The 22426-nt window shown below is 36.8% G+C and carries 2 protein-coding genes; both read right to left on the bottom strand.

What is annotated here, in order from left to right; genetic code table 11:
• Positions 1–29: 29 nt before the first annotated feature.
• On the bottom strand, positions 30–17498 hold the full coding sequence (locus BXU01_RS05755; RefSeq protein WP_123773956.1) for a T9SS type B sorting domain-containing protein: 17469 nt from the start codon (positions 17496–17498) through the stop codon (positions 30–32).
• A gap of 131 nt (positions 17499–17629) precedes the next feature.
• Positions 17630–22426, bottom strand: a complete 4797-nt coding sequence (locus tag BXU01_RS05750) for a type IX secretion system membrane protein PorP/SprF (protein WP_083692124.1) — start codon at positions 22424–22426, stop codon at positions 17630–17632.

Raw genomic sequence — 22426 nt, 5'->3', positions numbered from 1 at the left:
AGATAACATCATCAGGGGCTCTTATTTTGTTATCTGTATAAAGTGAAATGTCCTACAAACTCTCTCGCATCTTTCTCGTCTTTTAATTTAAGAACATACCAGTAATCTCCTGTTGGTAATTCTTCGCCATTGTATTTACCATCCCATTTTTGACCGTAGTGGTATTTAGCAATTACACGACCGTATCTGTCGAAGATTGAGAACTCAAGGTTGTTGTAAATATTTGTACAACCAGGACCCCATGTATCATAAATACCATCTCCGTTAGGGGTAAAGTAATTGTCAAGACAAACATCTACGTAAATAGCATGAACAGTAATTGTCGCTGTACATCCGTTTTGATCTCTTACTACTACTACATAATCTCCTGTTTTGTAGATTTTGTATTTGTTTGAAGATGTAAACGGCTCTCCGTTGAAACTGTATTCATAAGCAGGTGAACCACCAGCAGCAGTAACATTAATAATATTCATTTCCTGTTGTCCTGTAGTCTCAATAAGAGTTAACGGATCGTATGCTTTGATGTCGAAACTAATTGTTGGTACAATACATCCATTTGTATGTCTTGCTACAATAAAGTGTCTACCAGGAGCAACATTTGTAAAGATGTGGCTTGTCTGGAAAGGACCTGCTTCGTTATCAAGTGAATAATCAATTTGTGTAAGATCTATATTGCTTGCATCAACTGTAATAGTTACCATGTTAGATTGTGCATTGTTTACACAGTCATAATTTACTTCAACAATTGGGTTAAGAACTACCGGTAAAGGCATATTCTCTACAAACTCAACCGCACATCCCTCAGCATCTTTAACATAAACCGTATGAACACCTCCTGAAAGGTTAGTAAAGTCAAAGATTGTCTGACCAATTGCTCCTACAGTATAAGTTCCGTTTTTAACATCAAGACTTACGCTGTATGGTGCTGTACCTCCTTTAATTTCGATACTAAATGCTCCGTCTTTGTCGTCTTTACAAACTTCAGGAATCATAGAGTTTGCCAGTTCTTTAACAATAACAGGCAATGGTTGTGTAATCTCTATATCATCTATTTTGTAACAACCGTTTTCATCTTGTGTAACGATAGTGTAGATACCAGCTGTTAATTTCTCGAATGTGTTTTTAGTGTCAAACTGATTCAAGTTTGGTGAGATAGCATATTTAACTACACCTGTACCACCTGTGTAACTCATCACAATTTTACCATTGTTATCTCCGAAACAAGTAACATTGTTTTTTACATATGTAGCACTTAAACCAACTGCAGGTTCTTTAATTTCTACCGATTTAACTACTGCATCACAATCGCCACTTACAACTCTAACATTGTAATTTCCTGCGATCAGACCTTCGAATCTACCATTAGTCTGAGGCCCTTGTAATATAACTCCCGCACTTGTTTCTAAAGTATATTGATAGTTTCCTAAAGCACCTTTTCCTTCAGCAACGATAACGCCTGTAAAATCACCTGTACATTTTACAACTGCATTTGTAATATCTAAGTCTAATAACAGAGGCTCTAAAGCGTCTATTTTAATTTCGTTAGAAATACTAGCCACACAGTTATTAGCATCTTTTACAAAGTACTGGTATTTACCAACCGGCACCTGGAATGATACTGAACTTATAAATGGAGTAACATTATATGTTGTACCATCTGCACTGTAAGTGTAAGGAGCTAATCCGCCTGTTGCACTTAATGTAAGGGTCGTTTCTGTATCACATGTTTGTGATGTTGCTAAAGTTAAGTCAGCAACAATTTCTGTTGGTTCTGTAATAACAATATTAGCTGATGTTATTGAACAGTTGTATCCGTCAGAAACTGTAATACTATATGTTCCGGCAGGTAATCCTGCGAAAACAGGATCAATTTGCGGACCTGAAACAGCAACCGGGTTTACTGATAAGTAGTTTAATGTATACGAATAGTTACTTCCCTGACCACCTGTTGTTGTATGAACTGTAATGATACCGTCTCTTCCTCCAAAACAAGATAACATTGCCGCATTTGGCGTAGCATTTACCTGGATTGGATCCGGCTCAACTAATGTCACTATTTCAGAATCGATACATCCTTTACCATCTTTAGCACTTACTGTGTAAACTCCAGCTTTTAATCCTGTAAAGTTTCCATCAGTTCTGTAAGGAACTATTGGAGCACCGTTTAATGCTAATTCATAAGTATAGTTATTATCCCATCCACCTACTGCAGAAGCAGAGATTTCACCGTCATCATAATTTGCAGATGTACAAGTAATTGGACTAGTTAATACTTTAACCTCTAATTGAGCTGAAGGCTGTGCTATTGTAAACACAGTCGAAACAGTACATTCAGGTAAAGCTCTTAATTTTGCCGTTACGGTATATGTACCTGCAACAAGGTTCGAAATCAATTCAGGACCTGCACTTGTAGTTGTTCCTGAGATTACTGCAGGACCACCTGTAATAGTGTAATCAAAAGGACCAGCTTCATCAAGAGGATCAGTTTGATTGTCTACAAAATTTAATTCAACGCTTCCGGTACTTGTACCATAACAAATTTCTGTAGCAATTGGATTAACTTTAATTTCAAATGTGTTAGGATTTGAAACATAATGTGCTTCTTGTATTGAACAATGTGTATCAGGGTTTTCAACAGTAATTAAATAATTTCCTATTGGCAATCCTGTAAATACTCCTGTTGTATTGTTATCTGTAAATGTACTTCCGCCAATACCTTCAATTTTGTATAACAAGAATGCCGGAGCTGGTGTACCTGTTGTTTTAACAGTTACAGTTATATCTTCATTGTTTACACAAGTGATGTTTTTATTAATTGTAATATCAATATCATCTAAACTAATGAAAGGTTTAATATCGATGATTGATGTTGCTGATCCAACACATCCGTTTTCATCATAAACATTTACAGTATAAATACCTCCGCTAAGATCAAATACAGTATATACATTTGATGTACTGCTTTGAAGTACTGTTGCTCCTTTAATAAATTCATATTTAATGAAGTTACCAGAACCACCAGTTACATTGTTTACTGTAATTGTAGCCAGATTATTTCCGTTAGTACCAGGAGTACAACCAAATTGAGTAACAACCGGATCAGGAACTGTAATTACAGCTGGCTGACCTATTGTAACATCTTCTAATGCTTTACAACCTCTACCTGAAGTAACTGTTACGGTATATTGTCCTACAGGTAATCCTGTAAACACTCCAGATGTTTGATCTGGTCTTGTAACTGGTCCTGCAGTAATACTATAGTAATAAATAGGATTATTATTTACACCTGTTTCATCAATAGTAGCAGTAATAGTACCATCTGTAAATCCATTACAAGTTACATCAGTTCCTTTTACAAGTAAACCTTGAATGTCTGTAGCTTTTTCAATATCAAACTCAACTGTATCTGTACAATTAGTTGTTAGATCTGTTACAATAATAGTATGATGTCCGTGATTAACATTATTAAATGTTCCTGACGTCTGACCAAAGTTACCATCTAAACTATAGCTATAATTTGCAGGAGTTGCTCCTCCTGTAGCCGTAGCAGTAACTATACCATCTACGAAGTTACAACCTGGCAATTTAGTTACCACAACATCTAAAACTAATGGTGGTAAAATATTTACTACAGCTGTTGTTGTTACTTCACAACCATTACCATCTTTTACTGTTACATCATAAGAACGAGCATCAGTAACTGTGAATGTTGGACTAGATTGGAATCCGTTACCAATACTATAAAGGATTGGTGCTACACCTGTAACTCCGGTAATCGTAAATGTATACGTTCCGTTTGTTGCATCCGGACATTGACTGAACGGAGCCACACTTGGAGTTGTTGGTAATGCATCCTCAATAATTGTTTGAGTTTTTGTAGCTGGACATCCGTTAAGATCTTTTACATAAATATCCCAAACCATGTTAGCTCCATTGTTTGTATCTACAACAATCGTAGGATTAGCTCCAAACGTTGTTGGAACCGGAGATCCCTGAACTACTGCTGCATAACCATAAGCTTGCGTTCCGCCTGTAGCAGTAATTGTAATTATAGCTTTTTTATTGTTACAATTAATATTTGTTGCAGTAGATGTGAAATCCAGAACAGCCGGCTCACCAACTACAAAATTAATTACCTGACGCTGACATCCTGAAATATTATCTAAAACAGTAAATGTATAACTACCTGCTGTTAAACCTGTATATGTAATAACATCTCCAACTTTTGTAGCAGTTCCTGCAATTGGCGAGATACTATATCCATAATTAGCCGGAGTAATATAGTTCGTTACCGTAAAGGCTACTGAACCTGTATTACCACCATTACATAATACATCGCTTAATAACTGAGCAGTTACATTGATTTTCTCAGACTCTTTTATCACAATCGCTTTAGTTGTACTACAACCGTTAGCATCTGTAACTTTTATTTGATAATTATCTGGTAATAATCCTGGGAAAACACCAGTTGTATTGTTTGCTACTGCTGTTGCAGGCGAAACAATTTCATATTTATATGGTCCTACACCACCAGTTACTCCAGTTACAGTAGCTGTAGAAGTTCCTCCTACAGTGTTACAGTAAATTGGTGTTGAAGTAATATTCATATCTGTTGGCGGTGTGTAAGGATTAACGACTACAGAGTTTGCAACTCTACATCCTTTAGAATCGATTACAACATAGTAAACAGTTTTTGGAGTAACTATAGTACTTACAGTTAATGTTGGAGAATCTCCAAAAGTAACTCCATTATCAAAACTATATTTATATCCAGGTGTACCATCAGCAGCTGTTAAGGTAACAACTGCATCCTGAGGAGCATTAGTCAGGCTACAACCAAATGGTGTAACTACTGCTGTTGCTGTTAATGTAGCTGGCTCTGAAATTACAACAGTCTCACTTACAACACATTTTTTAGCATCTCTTACGTAAACTGTGTAAGTATTTGCTGTTAATCCAGCAAAAATGTTAGATGGCTGATATGTTGTACCATTAATACTGTATTCGTAAGCAGGAAGTCCGCTTCCGGCTGTGATTGTAATACTTCCGGTATTTCCACCATTACAACTTACGTCTGCGTGAGTTGTAGAAATTGTAGGCATTACAATAGGATTTACAACTACAGGAAGTGAAACTGCCTGACAGTTTTTACTATCTGTTACTGTAAAAGTATATGTTCCAGGAACATTTGTTGTGTATGGAGAAGTTGCCGGTGTAGGTGCACCTCCATTAAATGAAACCTGATAATTATTATATGTCAATGATCCCTGAGTAGCTGTTAGTGTAATTGTAGCTAAGTTAGGAGCGGCACATGTTAAATCCTGCAATTTAGCATCTAACAATAATTCCTGATCAAGGTTGTAAACATACGGTGTAACTGCATCACAATTGTTTGCATCTCTTACATAGAAAGTATAAGATCCCGGTGCATTTAATACGAAATCTGGACTAGATTTAAATCCGTTACCAATACTGTACATTAATGGACCAACACCATGACCAACCAAAGTAACATTTACCGGAGCACCATCATAACAAACACCAGTTATTGGGTCGATTGTTGGTCTAGGATCTGTTGCGATAGTTAATGGTAATTGTGCGATACATCCTTTTGAATCTTTTACATAGGCAATCCATGTTTTAGACGGATCTAAAATAGCATTAGGACTAGCTTTATAATCAGTTGCAACCGGAGTTGCAGGAGTTGCAACGAAAGCATAAGTATAGTTTGGAGTTCCTCCAGAACCTATCACGCTCACTTTTGCACCAAAACTACAGTTTGCATTAACATTAGAAACTAAAGATAAATCTAATGGTACAGCTGGTTGGCTAACCACTACAGTATTTGTAGCGACACAACCTGTTGCTACGTCTACAACATCAATTTTATAAGAACCTACAGCTAAATTTACAAGAGTAACTTTAGGGTTTGTATGCGTTCCTGCAACGGCAACACCGTTGATTGAATAGGTATATGATCCGGCAAAATTACCTACTGTAAATTCTACAGAACCATTTGGAGTTGCTGCTGTTTCGTTACAGCTAACATCTTTTATTAATTGACCAGAAACTGTAATATTTGTTACTGGTTTAATTGTGTATGATTTTTGGAATGAACATCCATTTGCATCAGTTACTTTGAAAACATAAGTATCTGGTCCAAGTCCTGCAAAAACATTTGATGTACCGTTATCAACCGTAATTGGTGATACGATTTCATATTTAGTAATTGCATATCCACCTACTACAGAAACTGTAATACTAGTTGTTGGAGCATTACAAGTTATTGCAGCACCAGCAAAAGTTAAGTTTGTAATTTTTTGGTATGGATTAACTGTTACCGTATTATCAAATGTACAGCCTTTAGCATCTTTAACATAATAGTGAATAGTTTGTACTGTACCATTATCCAGAACTGCTAATGTATTAGCGTCATTGTATACCGCAGAACCATCAAAATTGTATTTGTATGGAGCTGTTCCTGTACCTGCCGTAACATTTACTGTTACAACTGCTGGCTGAGCAACATTACTTGTGTTACAAGAATATGGTGTTACTGCTGCAGTAGCTGCAAGAATTGCTGGTTGTCCAACTGTGAAAGGTTTAGACAATGAACATCCTCTACCTGAGAATACTGTAATAGAATACGTTCCCTGAGGTAAGTTAGAGAATATGTTATTTGTTTGTACTGATCCCGGAGGAACTGGTAAGATAGAATACGTGTAAACCGGATTATCGCTGTTAGCAGCCAGATTTACAGTAATCGTACCATCACTAGCTCCGTTACAAGAAGCATCAATTACAACAGCAGTAAAATCTACAGGTGTTGGAGCAGATAACTCAACCGGAGCATTTGCAGTACACAATGTATTTGTATCTGTAATAGTAATTGTATAAGCACCTGCAGGAACACCTGAAATAACATTACCTAAAATAGTTCCCACATTAGGAGTGATACTATATGAATAAGTACCTGAACCTCCAGAAGGTGTCAATTTTATAACTCCATCGTTATTCGCACAAGTTGGTAATTTAGTAATAGCAGGTACTACTAAAAGAGGTTTTTCGATTACGATCGATTTAGTGTCAATACAACCGTTAACATCTTTGATGCTAATTGTATTTGAACCTGAATTAAGACCTGTAACGTCATAAGGTAAACCAGGAATACTTGTATATAAACCGTTGTTTACACTTATAGAATAAGGTGCAACACCTGCAGTAGTTTGAGAAACTCTCACTACATAAGTTCCTTCAGCCACACATTTGTCTACAACTGCTAAAGCAATTACCGGACTTGGTGCTAAAGATATTGTTGTACTAACTCTGTCTGTACAACCATTTGCATCTTGAACAACAATATCCCAATTGGTTCTTGTTGCATAGTTTAAGCTCAAAACATTGCCTGTATTGAAAACTGTAGGCGTGAAACCAACAGCTCCAGCAGCATATTTATAAGGACCTGTTCCTCCTGTTGTTGTTAGGGTAACCTGAGCATCTACATTACAAGTAGCATCTACAACTGCTGTTATAGCAGTTTTAAGTGGTTGTGCCGGTTGTGTTATGTCAAATGTATAAGCATTAGAACATAATGTACCTGTAGACTCAGAAACTTTTAAAACATAGCTTCCTGCTTTTAAATTTGGTATCGTATAAGAAACCGGACCACCTGCAGGACCTGTTAATGTTCCGCCAATTGGTGGAGTAACCGGTAATAAAGTCAAAGCATTTAAAACAACATAATTAATTACAGAAACTGTAGCATCGTAACCGCTAACAGTAAATTGTAATGTTCCTGTTGAAGTACCAGTACAAGTAACATTAGTTGCTGTTGTACCAGTAATTACTATTCCTGAAGGAGGAGGAGGAGTTTTAAATTCTAAAATAGAGATACAATCATTAGCATCTTTTACTTGTAAGTAATAAGTAGTTCCGTGTTGTAAACCTATAAATGTATAAGTTGGACTTGTTTGCGCAGGGCTTTCCGTTAAAGGTTGTCCAAAAATAGAATATTTATAATCTGGTGTACCTCCTGAAGTAGTCACTGTAACATTTACACCTGTAGCACAATTGTTTGAATCTATAACCGCAGTCATGCTCAAATAAGGTGGTGTTTCAATTCTTAATTTACCACTTTTAAATTCACAACCAACTGCATCTACAACGGTAATATAATAATCACCAAAGTTTAAGTTTGCAAATTTATGAACTGCAGTTGCCGCAGCGCCTGTTTCAGTATAGGTATCTATTTGTGTAAATGTATTATCGTATAGTCTGTAAACGTATGGAGCAACTCCACCTGAAACTACATTAAGGTCAAAACTACCAGGAGTATTTAAGTTACATAAAATTGCATTACGCACTATATTAACCACAATTGGAGCTGGATTATTCAACGTAATTGTTGCAGGTGCAGAAATACAACCTTTAGAATCTTTAACGAAATAGTCATAAGTTCCTGCAGCTAAACCTCCAAAAACATTTGTAGATACATAAGTAGCACCGTTATCAATACTGTAAGTAAAAGGAGAAACTCCTGATGTAGCTACCAATTTGATAGAACCATCTGTGTAAGCATTACAAGTTGGGTCAACTTTTGTAGCTGTTACAGCAATACTTTGCGGTGTTGTTGTAGTAACTTTATTGGTAACTTTTTTACAACCTGCTGCGTCAGTTACTTGAAAATAGTAATCACCGGCTACAGTTGTTGTAAATGTGTTTCCAACTAAATCCGGAGATGTACCATAAGTTACTCCGCCATCTGTAGAAACTAAATATGAATAAGGAGCTAAACCTCCGCCTGCATTAATAGTAATACTTGCTCCAGCAGGAGTTAAACAAGTAATATCGCTAACTAAAACAGCATTTGCTGTTAAAACAGAATTAACTGTAACCGTAGCTGTAGCGGTACAATTATTAGCATCCTTAACCGTAACAATATATGTTCCCGGAGAAGTAACTGTAAAAGTATCTGCAGGGCTAGGCGTAACACCATTACTGATAGAATACGTTAAAGGTGCAACACCTCCTGTACCAACAGCTTTTATCACAAAAGAAGTTCCTGTTGAAGTACATTGATTTGTAACCGAAGCTGTAACAGTAGGTGCAATATCTGTAGTAACTGCTACATCTAATTTAATCAAACAACCATTTGCGTCTTTTACCCAAACATCCCAATCTGTAATTGTAGCGTTAAGGTTAGCAGTGTTATTTGATACATAATCACCTGCTGTAGGTGCAACATTATTTTGTACAAAAGCATAAGAGTAAGCTGTAGTACCTCCAGTAGCATTAACTGTCACTTTTGAAGTAGTTACATTACAATTCGCATTTACCACATCAACAGTAGCTGCAAGAGCTTGGGTTGGTTGTGTAATTGTAACTGATTTATTGTCTTTACAATTTGTAGTATTATCTGTTACCTCAAGGTTATAAGTACCCGCAACTAAACCATTTAATGTAATAACATCTCCTGTTGTTACATTTGTATAAGGTAATCCTGCAGGAGTAGAAGTTACTGCAACAGCATAATTTCCTGTTGCGCTAAAGCCACTGATCGTGAATCTTGCTGAACCTGTATTTCCTCCAAAACATAAAACGTCTGTCAATTTAGATGCTGTAACAGCAATTGGTGTCAGACTGTTTACGGTATAAGACTGAATTGCAAAACATCCGTTTGCATCAGTAACTTTAAAAGTATAAGTATCCGGAGTTAATCCTGTAAAAATTCCTGTTGTAGCTCCCGTTACGTTTGTAATAGCAGAAGCCGGAGCAGTAATTACATAAGCTAAAGTTCCAACACCATTTGTTGTTGTAACTGTTACTGTACTTGTAGTACTTGCAGCAGGAGAACATAAAATTGCTGTACCGGTAATTGATGCAATAATTGGAGGATCTAATTTTTTTACAACAATTTGTTGAATTGCTGTTGTACATCCTTTTGCATCTTTAACAGAATAGTTGATCGTTTGATCTGTTCCGTTATCATTGATTGTTAAGGTATTATTGTTGCTATATGGACTTCCGTTGAAGCTATATTCATATGGAGCTGTACCAGTTGTTGGTACTGCAATTGTAATCGTAGCAGATTGTTTTGTATTTGTAACACTACAAGTAAAATTAGTAGCAGTAGCAGTAGCTGTTAAAGTAGTAGGCTGACCAATAGTTACAGTTACAGTATTTGTACAACCTTTACTGTCTTTTACATAGAAAGTATATGAACCTGCTGCTAAATTTTCGAATAATGAAGTTAATGCATAAGTTGTTCCATTAGAACTGTATGTATATCCTCCTGAACCACCAGCTCCTGTTAACTGAACAGAACCTGTTGCTGAACCATTACAAGAAGCATCAACTTTTACAGCAGTAACAGTTGGGTTTGTAATTGGGGCAACAGTAGTAGATGTAGTAGTCGAACATCCGTTAGCATCTGTAATTACAAATGTATAACCATCAGCGTTAGACGGAGTTACAGAAATTGTAAATGATGTTCCGGCAATAGGACCAACCGGAGAACTTGGTGTTCCCGATCCTTTTGTTACTGTATAAGTATATGGTGCTTTTCCTCCTTTAACATCAACTTTGATAGTGGCGTCTGGAGTAGTAGTACAATCTAATTCTTTAGTTACACCTGCCAAAGCAGATACCTGAGGGTAAACAGTTACCGGAGTAGCTGCACTAGTTGTACAACCATTTTTATCCTTAACTGTAACTGTGTATGTTCCTGCAGTTACTGTAAAAGTATTACCTGGCTGGAAATTCGTTCCATCAATACTGTAAGATAAAGGGTTTAATCCTGTAGCATTTGCCGTAATAGTAAAGCTTGAAGTTGAACCTGTCTGACATTGATTGTCAACAGTAACTAAACTAATTACCGGTTTAGCATCTACAGCGATAGTGATTGGGAAATTATCTGTACAACCATTAGCGTCTTTAACGTAAACAATCCAGTTTAATACTGTTCCGTTTGCAGTATCAACTGTCAATACATCATTATAAACCGTAGGAACTGGAGCTCCTTGTCTTGCAACAGCATAGGTGTAAGCAGGAGTTCCTCCTGTTGTAGTAGCTGTAATTTCGGCTGTAAATTTATTACAATTTACTGTAGTTGCCGTTGCAGTAACATCTAACACAGCAGCTGGCTGCGCTAAAATAACTGAATAAGTAGCCTGACATTTTGTTAATCTGTCTGTTACAGTAATTGTATAAGTACCTGCAGGCTGAGCAGCAGTAACAGCAATAGTTGTTGTTGCCTGGCTTACATTTGTAGCTTGCTGAATAATTGTATTAGCAGCGTTTCTAATAATATAATCGAATCCGCTTGCTTTTACTCCACTAACTGTAAATTCAATAGTTCCTGTAGATCCAAAACATTTAATATTTGTAAGTACTGAACCACCAGCAGTAATATCAGAAGTACCTTTTACGGTATGACCTTTTGTAAATAAACAATTTGTAGCAGTATCAGTAGCCTGGAAAATATAATCACCAGGAGCTAATGATTTAAAGTCACCTGTTGTATTTGTTGCAGGATTAAATCCGGCAGGACCAGAAATAATCTGGTATGTAATAGTCGCTAAACTTCCAGCTTTTACAGCTGTCAAAGTTACGTGTCCGCCTGGAGGAGTTGTAGAACAATCGTATCCGCTATCAACGATAGTGATATCTGTGATTTGATCTAAAGCACCAATGGCAATAGATAACGGTCCAAGCTGACAATTATTAGCATCTCTAATATAAGCAGTAACCGTACCTGCAGTTGTTGTAGAGAATGTATTTGTTGTTGTAAAATTAGTAGTTCCGTTAAAACTATACGTGTAAGTACCTGTTCCGCCACCAGCAGTAACTGTAACTACTGCAGGAACTGTTCCTGTAGCACTACATTTAATTGTTGTAGCAGCAATTGTTCCTGTTACAACAGCCGGTTGCGTTAATCTTATAATTGCACTTGCAGAAGTACATCCTTTGCTATCTCTAACCTGATACGTATAATCAACGTTTGGACTTAAATTAGAGTATAAAGTATTTGTTGACCAACCTAAATTGTTAAAGTTATATTCATATCCGCCTGAACCACCCGCACCAAGTAATTCAACTGTACCGTTTTGTAAACCATTACAAGTAATTTGTGTTGGTGAAGCAGTAACAGTAGGATTAGTAATTGGGCTAATAGTAGCCGTAACAGTTGTAATACAACCTTTAGAGTCTGTAATTTCAAAAGTATAAAGTCCCGCTCCGGTTGTAGCTGAGTAATTAAATGTATTACCAGTAACATTTACAACACCGCCATAAGCTCCGGTATCTTTTTTAACTTTATAAGTATATGGTGAAACTCCATCTGTAATGTCAACTTTAATAGTAGCATTAGGAGTTGTACAATCTAATGTTTTTGTAATTGAAGCAGCCGCTTTTAATTCCGGTGCAATAACAATATTTGAAATTGTTACAGGACAGTTATTGCTATCTGTAACTGTAATAGTATGTGTACCTGGTCCAACATTTGTAAATGTATTCGTGTTTTGTGCAGGCGCACCATCTAAACTATATGTTATTGCTCCTGTACCTGTTGCAGTCACTACAAGTGTAGCTCCTTTACTAGATGAGAAACAATAATTTGAAGTAGCAGCCAAACTTGCTGTTGGCAATACTGGCGCATCTACAACTACTTGCGCAGACGCAGTAGAAGAACACGCATATTGATCACGGGTTACAACAGTATAAGTTCCTGTAGGGACATTTGCAAAAACTCCAGTGTTTTGGAAAGCTCTTACAACTGTAACACCATTTGCAGCTCTTAATTCGAATTCATAAGCAGGAGTTCCTCCTGTTGCAGTAGCTGTAATTGTTGCACCTGTAGTACAAGTTGCAAGTTTAGTAACTTTTGCATCAATTTTTAATTCGGCTGGAACACCAATAGGCTGGCTAAATGGGAAACTACAACTTGCAGCTTTATCATCGTAACGAATTAAAATATTATATGTTTTACCTGTTAATCCGGTAACAGTAACAGGAGATGTTTTAGAGTTTGTCCATGTTGTTCCATTATCCAATGAATAATCGAAACCATAAGCAGTTCCAAAATTTTGAGCTGATAAAGTGATTTCTCCATTATTAGCACCAAAACAAGTAAGATCTTTATGACCTACAATTGCAGCTGAAAACGCTTTATCTGTACCCACAACAACTGGGAAATCTTTTGTAGCAAGACAAGATTCCGGAATCTGGCGAACCCAGATATCATCTATAAGTACGTCATTACCGTTAAATTCATTACTGTAAGATCTAATTACAAAACTTAAATTAGTTTTACCAATACCCGGATTTAAGGTTAACTCTTTATATTCCCATTTTTCAGTTTTAGGAACAACCCATGGGTTTGATGTATCTGTAGTAGCAACAATTTCTTCTACTCCACCTACATTATTTAAATTGTTTACTAACTGAATCGTTAATTTTGGATCAGCATGAGATGTTGATGTTTTAACAATAAGGTTTTCTGCCCATAACGAAATAATTACAGACTGATTATCAATAACATCTTTAATTGGTTTACTATATAAAATACCACCAATTCCTGCAGAACCTCCTACGTTTACACATAAAAATCTTCCTAACGGATCTTGTGGAACTGTATGATCTTTTGCAAAAATCCAAGAATTTCCAAAGTTTGTTTTAATAGAACTAGCTACCGCATATTTACCATCATTAATTTGGTAATCGTTAAAAGCTCCACAAGGATATCCAACTGGGTGTGGTGTAGATTCATCTTCAAAACAGTAAGCAGGATTAATACCTGGAGTAGTTGTATAACCACCTTTACCAAAATCTTCCTGTAATAAGTTACTATAAGTAGAAACTGTAGTTACAGTATACTTAACAGAAATTGTATGAGTTCCTGAAGGAACATTTGCAAATACGTTATTTGTAATTGGAGTATTTGGAATACCATTTCTAAAATATTCATACTTATAGTTTGCAGATGTACCGTTTGTAACCGTTACAGTACTTGTTGCAGTACCATTACAATTAAATATCGGATCTTCAACTTTTATAGTTGGTTCAGCTGGTTTTTGATCCAGAGTTACCGTGTAAGGAATTGTATACTCACAACCAACTGCATCTTTAATTTTTAAGATGTAAGAACCTGGCAATACATCTTTTTCATTTGTAGCCTGCCATGTTGCACCACCATCAAAACTGTATTGATAAGGAGTCGTTCCTCCTTGTGCATTATTAATTCTTAATTTACCACCTTGCTGACCTAATGTACATCCTGCCAATGCTGCAACACCACCAGATGCTGTAACAGCAGAAGTTGGTCCTAAAATGATTTTTTGTACCGCAGGATCTGAACAATATTTAATAGTAGGCTGACCAAATTCAGGAGTATAAGTTATACCATATCTTACTACTACATTATAAGTACCAGGTTGTAAATTAGAAAACACAGGATTTGTTTGATAAGTTCCTCCATTATTAATACTGTAAGACATACTATATCCGTTAGCATTAGTAACATTTACTCTAATTTCAGAGTTATCATTATAACAAGTACTGTTTGTATTTGTAATTGTATAAGTTGGTTTTGTATTACTAGGAACTACAACTGTTCTTGTTAGTGTACAGTTATTTTTATCTACAATTTTAATTACATATGTTCCCGGAGCAGTAACTACATACTCGTTTGAACTTTGAAAAACGGTATCGCTATTTATAAAATAAGAGTATGGGCTGTTTCCACCTTCTGTAGTAATTTTAATTTTTCCGTCGCTACAAGCTGTCAATGGTTCTACCAAAGTTGCTGTTGCTTTGTACTCATTCCAAACCTTACCTATATAAATGTATTTTGTATCCTTACAACCATCATCTGTAGAAACCTCTACAACATAATTTTGATCTGTAGTTAAATTATCAAAAGTATATTCAGATGCTGCAACCGGTCCTACATTATATAACAAGCTTCCGTTATTGTAAACTTTATAATAGTATTGAGGATTAGCATCATTTACCGCCACTTTAATTCTACCTTTTTCTCCATAACACAATGGTTGTGTTACTTCTGAAACAACAGCAAAATTTCTTTGTCTGATTTGAATATTAGGAACTGTAAAAATACAAGGATTTAGATTTACACCAGTTTGTCTGATGTATACCGTATAGAATCCTGCAGTAGTTACATTAAAAATATTACTTGCCTGATAATTTGTACCATTAATACTGTACTCATATCCTGCCGGAACACCACCAATAGTAATTGTACCTGGTTTTCCGCAAATAATATCTGTATGTTTTTCGGTTGGGTTTAATGAGTTGGTAAATACATTAAAATAGAAACGGTTAAAACAACCACCTGCATAATTTAATGTTAACCTGTATTGTCCCGCTATCTTGGCTTCATAATTTGGTCCGGTCGCAACCTGAGTCCATGCACATGAAGTCCCTTCATTAGCACAACTTGCACTAATTGGAGCAGCACAACTTGCCTCATCCAGTTTTTCCCAAACAAGAGTAGAACCATCTGAAATATGAGTTTCTATTAATCTCGAATCATTTGCACCACACAAGAAAAGATTAGGTAACTCTTTTCCGTTGTTAGGACAAATTAATACCTCACCTTTATATGGAGCTTTTGCATACGGAATAACCGGATTTGTTGTTGTAGCACCAAATCTCGTTACAGTAAAAGCCTGGTAAATTGATCTACATGGAGCTGCGGCTAAATTATAAACATAATAAATTCCAGGCTCTTTAACAGTAAGAGTTTGTCCTGTACCTATTTGTTTAGTACGAGCTTCATCACTAAACCAAGTATAAGAAGTATACCCATTAGCAGCTACCAGATTTACATCATCTTTACATAAAGTAGCAGTTGCTGTATATTTACAACCATCAACACCTACTAAAAAGTTAGTCGCTTTTGGAGTTAATATACATCCTGTATTGGTATTAACACTTGGATCGTCTGAAATTTGAAAATCAGGATTTAATGTTCCTTTATAAGTTGCGTAAGCCGAGTTATCAATACTGTTAGAACATGCTTCACTCAATGAATTACAATCAGGAACAACCTTAACTTTGAAACTGATGATTTTATCTGATAATGAATTTGCCTTAACTACTGAATCATCAATTTTAAATACAATACTTCTGGTAGCAGGATCATAACTTTGAATAGACACTCCAGCTGGTAAAGGATTTATATCAGTAGGATAATTAAATATAATATTGATAGGCAATTGATCTCTAATCGTTAAAGATTTAGCATCATCATTACCCGTGTTTTTAAAACCAATTTCATAATTTAATTGTTGACCTAATGTTACATTCTGGTTTCCAATATCTGTACCCGCAGAATTTTTTACAATTTTTGTCAGTACAATATGAGGTTCGATAATGTCTACCGCAAAAGCATTAAAATAATAGAAATAAACGTCCTGAGTACTTCCTAACTTAATTTTTGCCGAAGTTTCATTATTATCAATTACAATCCCCCCGGGCCTTAACAGCGTTCCCGGATTATTAATATTCAAGATACCGGCATCATACCCTAAGGTGTTGGTACTGGCGGGATTTCGATTTAAGAAATCTTCTGTTTTATCCGTTGCCGGATCAACAAAAGTTACACTACTGTTAAAGAAGTTATTTGATGGCCTGATGATTGCATTTGCAGCATTTGTAGCCGTAATAGTTGTACCATTAATTTGCAGATAATCTCCCGCAATAGGCTGATCTCCCTCTAAAGCTGCAAAAGCAAATTTTACACGAACAGGACCAGTAGGAATAGTTTTAAATCCGGCAACATCAATATCTAAAGTTGTTGCTCCACCAATACCGCTAAAACCATCAAACGAAGTAATAAATTTTGCAGGTAAAGTAGGATCTTCATAAACCACAAAAATAGACCAACCGGCAGATAAACCAGTTCCGCCATTTGTTCCTTCGCTAGACTTAACGTTTGCAACAGTATATAAACCCTGAGCATTTGTTTGTCCCGCAACTAAAGATGTAATATCCGCATAACACGCATATGCTTTGTTATTATCACCACCAATTGGCGCTGCATTAGCATCATGAATGATTTGACCGGTAATGTCATTATAGCCACCTGTAGGCAACTTAAGTTTTACTTTTTCTATACCTGTACGATCATTTTGCTGAAGGATCGCACCCCAATATAAACCAGCATAAACTATTTTATAACAGGCAGGTTTTGGTACTGTTAATGTAGCACTACTCGAACTGAATGTAGTGTTATCATTATCGATATCAATATATTTCATATTGAAATCAGAATTGTATCCATTACCATTATAAGCGTCTTTTGGACTCCTATTATTGGTTTCCCTGTTCAGGATATTGTTACCAATAAGTAACATATCACCCTTCAATCTCTTGTCAAATCTTGGCGTAAATGGCTTAAGATTTTGAGAAATTACAAAGTAACTTTGAAAGAAAATCAAAGCTATTAAAATCAATCTTAGGTTAGTAGGTGTTTTCATAATCATTTTTTTGTTTACTTACATCTTATCCTCTAAGGGGCATTAGTGAATAAAACAATTAGTATTCTATAACATTTATTATTATGTCCTTCTTAATTTCTTAAGAAGGACCGACTCAATCTTAATACGTATTAATTCTCAACTTTTACGATAGCCATTTTCCCGTTATATGGCTTAGTACCTTTTGCTTCTAATGCTTTAGTTGCTTCAGATAATCCATCGAATTTCTCGTAATAGATATAATATTTACTTGTTGTCACATTGTAAAAGAAATTAACATCTGAACGTCCGGCTGCCACCGCTTTGGTTAAGAATTGATCTCTTTTTTCAACACTGCTGTGAACGGCAATAATTAAATAATAACCATTATCAGAATTTTTAATGTTCTTGATAATTTGCATATTCGATTGGTCTTCACCAAAATCAAAATCACTTGCGGTTAATGGTGTACTACTCAATTTTGTTGTTTCTTTTATACGTTTAAGAGCAGCAACGTCCTGCGCATATCTTCCTTGATCATTCTCGTAAGCTGCACGTTTGATTCTACGTTTTTTCTCTATCTCAGTTTCTGCTTTAATACGTTCTAAATTCGAAAGTAAAGTAGCACTATCCTGTTCCATTTTTAATTGTGCTGCTTTCAACTGATTTATCTTTTCAAGATAAGCTTTGTTCAGAGCGTCATTTTTATTAGGAACTTTTTTAAGTCTTTCGTTATATAAATTAGTCAACTTATCGATTTCATCTTTTTGAGCTCTGTTTGCTTCTGCAAGTTGTGCTTTTAATGCCTCTAACTGACTGTTTTCTGCCGCAACACTTTTAAATGGTTTAGGCTCTCTGTAAATTCCTTTTTCGCTTAAATCATTCTCTTCTCTTAAGTCATTCAAGTCTCTTTGTTTATTTGCCACTGTTGTATTAAACTGTGATAATAAATCTTTTTGATTTTTACTTGAACTTTCAATAGATTCCGTCAAACTTTCTATCGCTTTTGCTGTATCATCTTTTGGAGCCGAAGCAGCTTTTGCAAGTGCATCTGCAGCCAGTTTAGCCTGAAGAGCCTCAGCATCTGCCTTCGCTTTTGCATCAGCTAGTAATTTTGCTTCACGTGCTTCTTCTGCCAGTCTCAATTGTCTTGTTTCCTCTTCAGCTTTTAATCTTTCTGTAGATTCAGCATCTGCTTTAGCTTTTTGATCAGCCAATAACTTAGCTTGTGCTGCTTCCATATCTGCTTTTGCTTTTGCGTCTGCAGCTAGTTTTGCCTGAATTGCATCTGCATCTGCTTTCGCTTTTGCATCTGCAGCTAACTTAGCTTGTTGTGCTTCGGCATCGGCTTTCGCTTTTGCATCTGCTGCTAGTTTTGCTTTTAATGCATCAGCGTCTGCTTTAGCTTTTGCGTCTGCAGCTAACTTAGCTTGTTGTGCTTCTGCATCAGCTTTTGCTTTCGCATCAGCAGCTAATTTTGCTTGTTGTGCTTCCGCGTCTGCTTTGGCTTTAGCATCTGCAGCTAATTTTGCTTGTAACGCATCAGCGTCTGCTTTAGCTTTCGCATCAGCAGCTAATTTTGCTTGTAATGCTTCAGCATCTGCTTTAGCTTTTGCATCTGCAGCTAGTTTTGCTTGTAATGCATCAGCGTCTGCTTTAGCTTTCGCATCTGCTGCTAATTTAGCCTGAAGTGCAGCCGCATCTGCTTTCGCTTTTGCGTCAGCTGCTAGTTTCGCTTGTTGTGCTTCTGCATCAGCTTTTGCTTTCGCATCAGCAGCTAATTTTGCTTGTTGTGCTTCAGCATCTGCTTTCGCTTTTGCATCTGCTGCTAGTTTTGCTTGTAATGCTTCAGCATCTGCTGCTAATTTTGCTTGCAATGCTTCAGCATCTGCTTTGGCTTTTGCGTCAGCAGCTAGTTTTGCCTGTAATGCTTCAGCATCTGCTTTGGCTTTTGCATCTGCAGCTAGTTTTGCTTGTAATGCATCAGCGTCTGCTTTAGCTTTCGCATCTGCAGCTAATTTTGCTTGTAACGCATCAGCGTCTGCTTTTGCTTTCGCATCAGCAGCTAATTTTGCTTGTAATGCTTCTGCATCGGCTTTTGCTTTTGCATCTGCAGCTAGTTTTGCTAAACGAGCATCTTCTGCTTCTTGTAATTTTTTCGCTTCAGCATCTGCTTTCGCTTTTGCTGTTGCTTCAGCATCTGCCTTAACTTTGGCATCAGCCAGAAGTTGTGCTTGTAATGCTTCCATATCCGCTTTAGCTTTCGCATCAGCAGCTATTTTAGCTTGTTGTGCTTCTGCATCGGCTTTCGCTTTTGCATCTGCAGCTAATTTTGCCTGAAGTGCATCAGCATCTGCTTTCGCTTTTGCATCTGCAGCTAATTTTATTTTAAGAGCTTCCGCGTCTGCTTTTGCTTTTGCATCAGCTGCTAATTTTGCTTGTAATGCTTCTGCATCTGCTTTAGATTTTGCATCGGCTGCTAATTTCGCTTGTTGTGCTTCAGCATCTGCTTTCGCTTTTGCATCTGCAGCTAATTTTGCTTGTAATGCTTCTGCATCTGCTTTAGCTTTCGCATCGGCAGCTAATTTTGCCTGAAGCGCTTCTGCATCTGCTTTCGCTTTTGCATCAGCGGCTAATTTTGCTTGTAATGCATCAGCGTCTGCTTTAACTTTAGCTTCAGCATCTAATTTTGCCTGAAGTGCATCAGCATCTGCTTTCGCTTTTGCATCTGCAACTAGTTTTATTTTAAGAGCTTCGGCATCAGCTTTGGCTTTTGCTTCAGCAGCGATTCTTGCTTCTCTTGCTTCTGCATCAGCTTTTGCTTTTGCATCGGCAGCTAATTTTTCTTTTAATGCAGCCTCTTCAGCAGCTTTCTCTTTTGCTGCAGCAGCTAATTTTGCTTTGTTGGCAGCATCAATATTTGCTTTTGTTTTTGCAGTTGCAGCAGCAGCAATTTTCGCTTCAGCAGCTAATCTTGCCTGATAAGCATCTGAATCTGCTTTTGCTTTTGCATCTGCAGCTAAAATAGATTGTAAGTCTGCGGCTTCTGCTTTTGCTTTTGCATCTGCTTTACGTTTTGCTTCTGCAGCATCAGCTTTAGCTTTTGCATCAGCCACTAATTTTGCCTGAAGTGCTTCGGCATCAGCTTTGGCTTTAGCATCTGCAGCTAATTTTGCTTTTGCAGCAGCTTCAGCATCGGCTTTCGCTTTTTCAGCAGCTAATTGTGCTGGTGTTTTTTGAGGTGTTGCACTTTCAGCAACTTTAGCTTTTGTAGCTTCAGCATCGGCTTTCGCTTTCGCGTCTGCAGCTAATTTCAATTTCAATGCTTCGGCATCGGCTTTTGCTTTATCAGCCGCTAGTTGAGCTGGTGTTTTTTGAGGTGTTGCATTTTCTGCCGCTTTTGCTTTTGCAGCAGCCTCAGCATCTGCTTTCGCTTTTGCGTCTGCAGCTAATTTCAATTTCATTGCTTCGGCATCAGCTTTTGCTTTATCAGCTGCTAATTGTGCTTGTGTTTTTTGTGCAGCAGTAGCTCCTGGTTTATTTGCAGCTGCTTGTGCTCTTGCAGCGGCAGCAGCATCTACTCTTGCTTTATTATCTGCAGCTAATTTTATTCTACGGGCTTCAGCATCGGCTCTTGCTTTATCTGCAGCCAATTGCGCTTGTGTTCTTTGTTCTGTACCAACTGCTCTGTTTGCAGTTGCAGTTTGTGCTCTTGCTGCAGCAGCGGCATCTGCCTTGGCTTTAGCATCGGCGGCTAATTTTATTTTAATAGCTTCTGCATCTGCTTTCGCTTTATTGTCGGCTTCTAATTTTGCTTTTGCAGCGGCTTCAGCATCTGCTTTTACTTTTTCTGAAGCGGCAAGTCTTGCTGCTTTCGCTTCGGCATCTGCTTTGGCTTTAGCTTCTGCTGCCAGTCTTGCTTTTTCTACACCATCAGCTCTGGCTGCTGTTGTAGCGCTCGATGGTTTCGCAATTACAGCTTTTGGCTTAGACGGATCTAGTAATGCACCTTCTTCATCATCACCATAATAATAGTTTTTGTTTTTGAATTTATAAGCAATTGCAAATTCATGAGAACCTCCCATGTTAGTGAAATTACCCATTCCTCTTTCATAGTTATATTCAATAGCAATACTTGGAGTTATATTAACACCAAGTCCTGCTGAAACACCATATAAAGTATTGTATCCTGCCTGCGCCCAAACTCCTTGCGGAATAGCGATCATGGCAAGTCCTGAAATAACTGTTTTGTCTTGTTTGATTTCTGTTTTTACAATTCCTGAAAATTTACTTCTGTCAAAAAAACCATAACTATCAATGTATCCTGTGTACATTGCATGAAGTTCGATTGCTCTTTCCGGATCTTCTTTTACAATACCACCACCAAAATTGTAAAGGATCAGGTTATTTACCGATACTCCAAAATCAAGAAATGCAGTTCCGTAATTAATCCCCGGATTTACGGTAAGTAGAGTGTGTGAAGGATAATCTCCGTTTAAAAGATTGGGATCATCAGTGATAAGTTTTCCTTTGTCTAAACCGCTTTGATAAACACCAACGTTTAAACCAAAAGTTAAATTACTATCCTGTTCTAAAACGATGTTATGTGCAAAGTTTCCTATTCCGCCAAAAACAGTCATCAGACCATAATTTTGCTGGAATAAGCCAAAAGCAAATGCTTCATTTTCTCTAAAACGTCCGGAATAATTGGCTAAGTAAGTATTTGGTGCATTCTCAAATTGCACCCATTGTCTTTTATTATAAAAACTTGCATAAGCATTTGTTTCGCGAACAAAACTGAATGCAGGGTTAATTAAATATCTATTAAACTTTAACGAATTTCTGATAGGTAACGAAAACGAAACAACTCCATCCTCAGAAGCTGTCTGTGAATAGAGTGTATTTGAAAAACCGTAAAATAAAGTTATGAATAGTAAAATTTTCTTCAT

It is taken from the genome of [Flexibacter] sp. ATCC 35103 (assembly GCF_001975985.1).
Lineage (GTDB): Bacteria > Bacteroidota > Bacteroidia > Flavobacteriales > Flavobacteriaceae > Flavobacterium.
The sequence above is the reverse complement of the archived record's forward strand: the minus strand, read 5'-3'. Positions and strand labels throughout refer to the sequence as shown.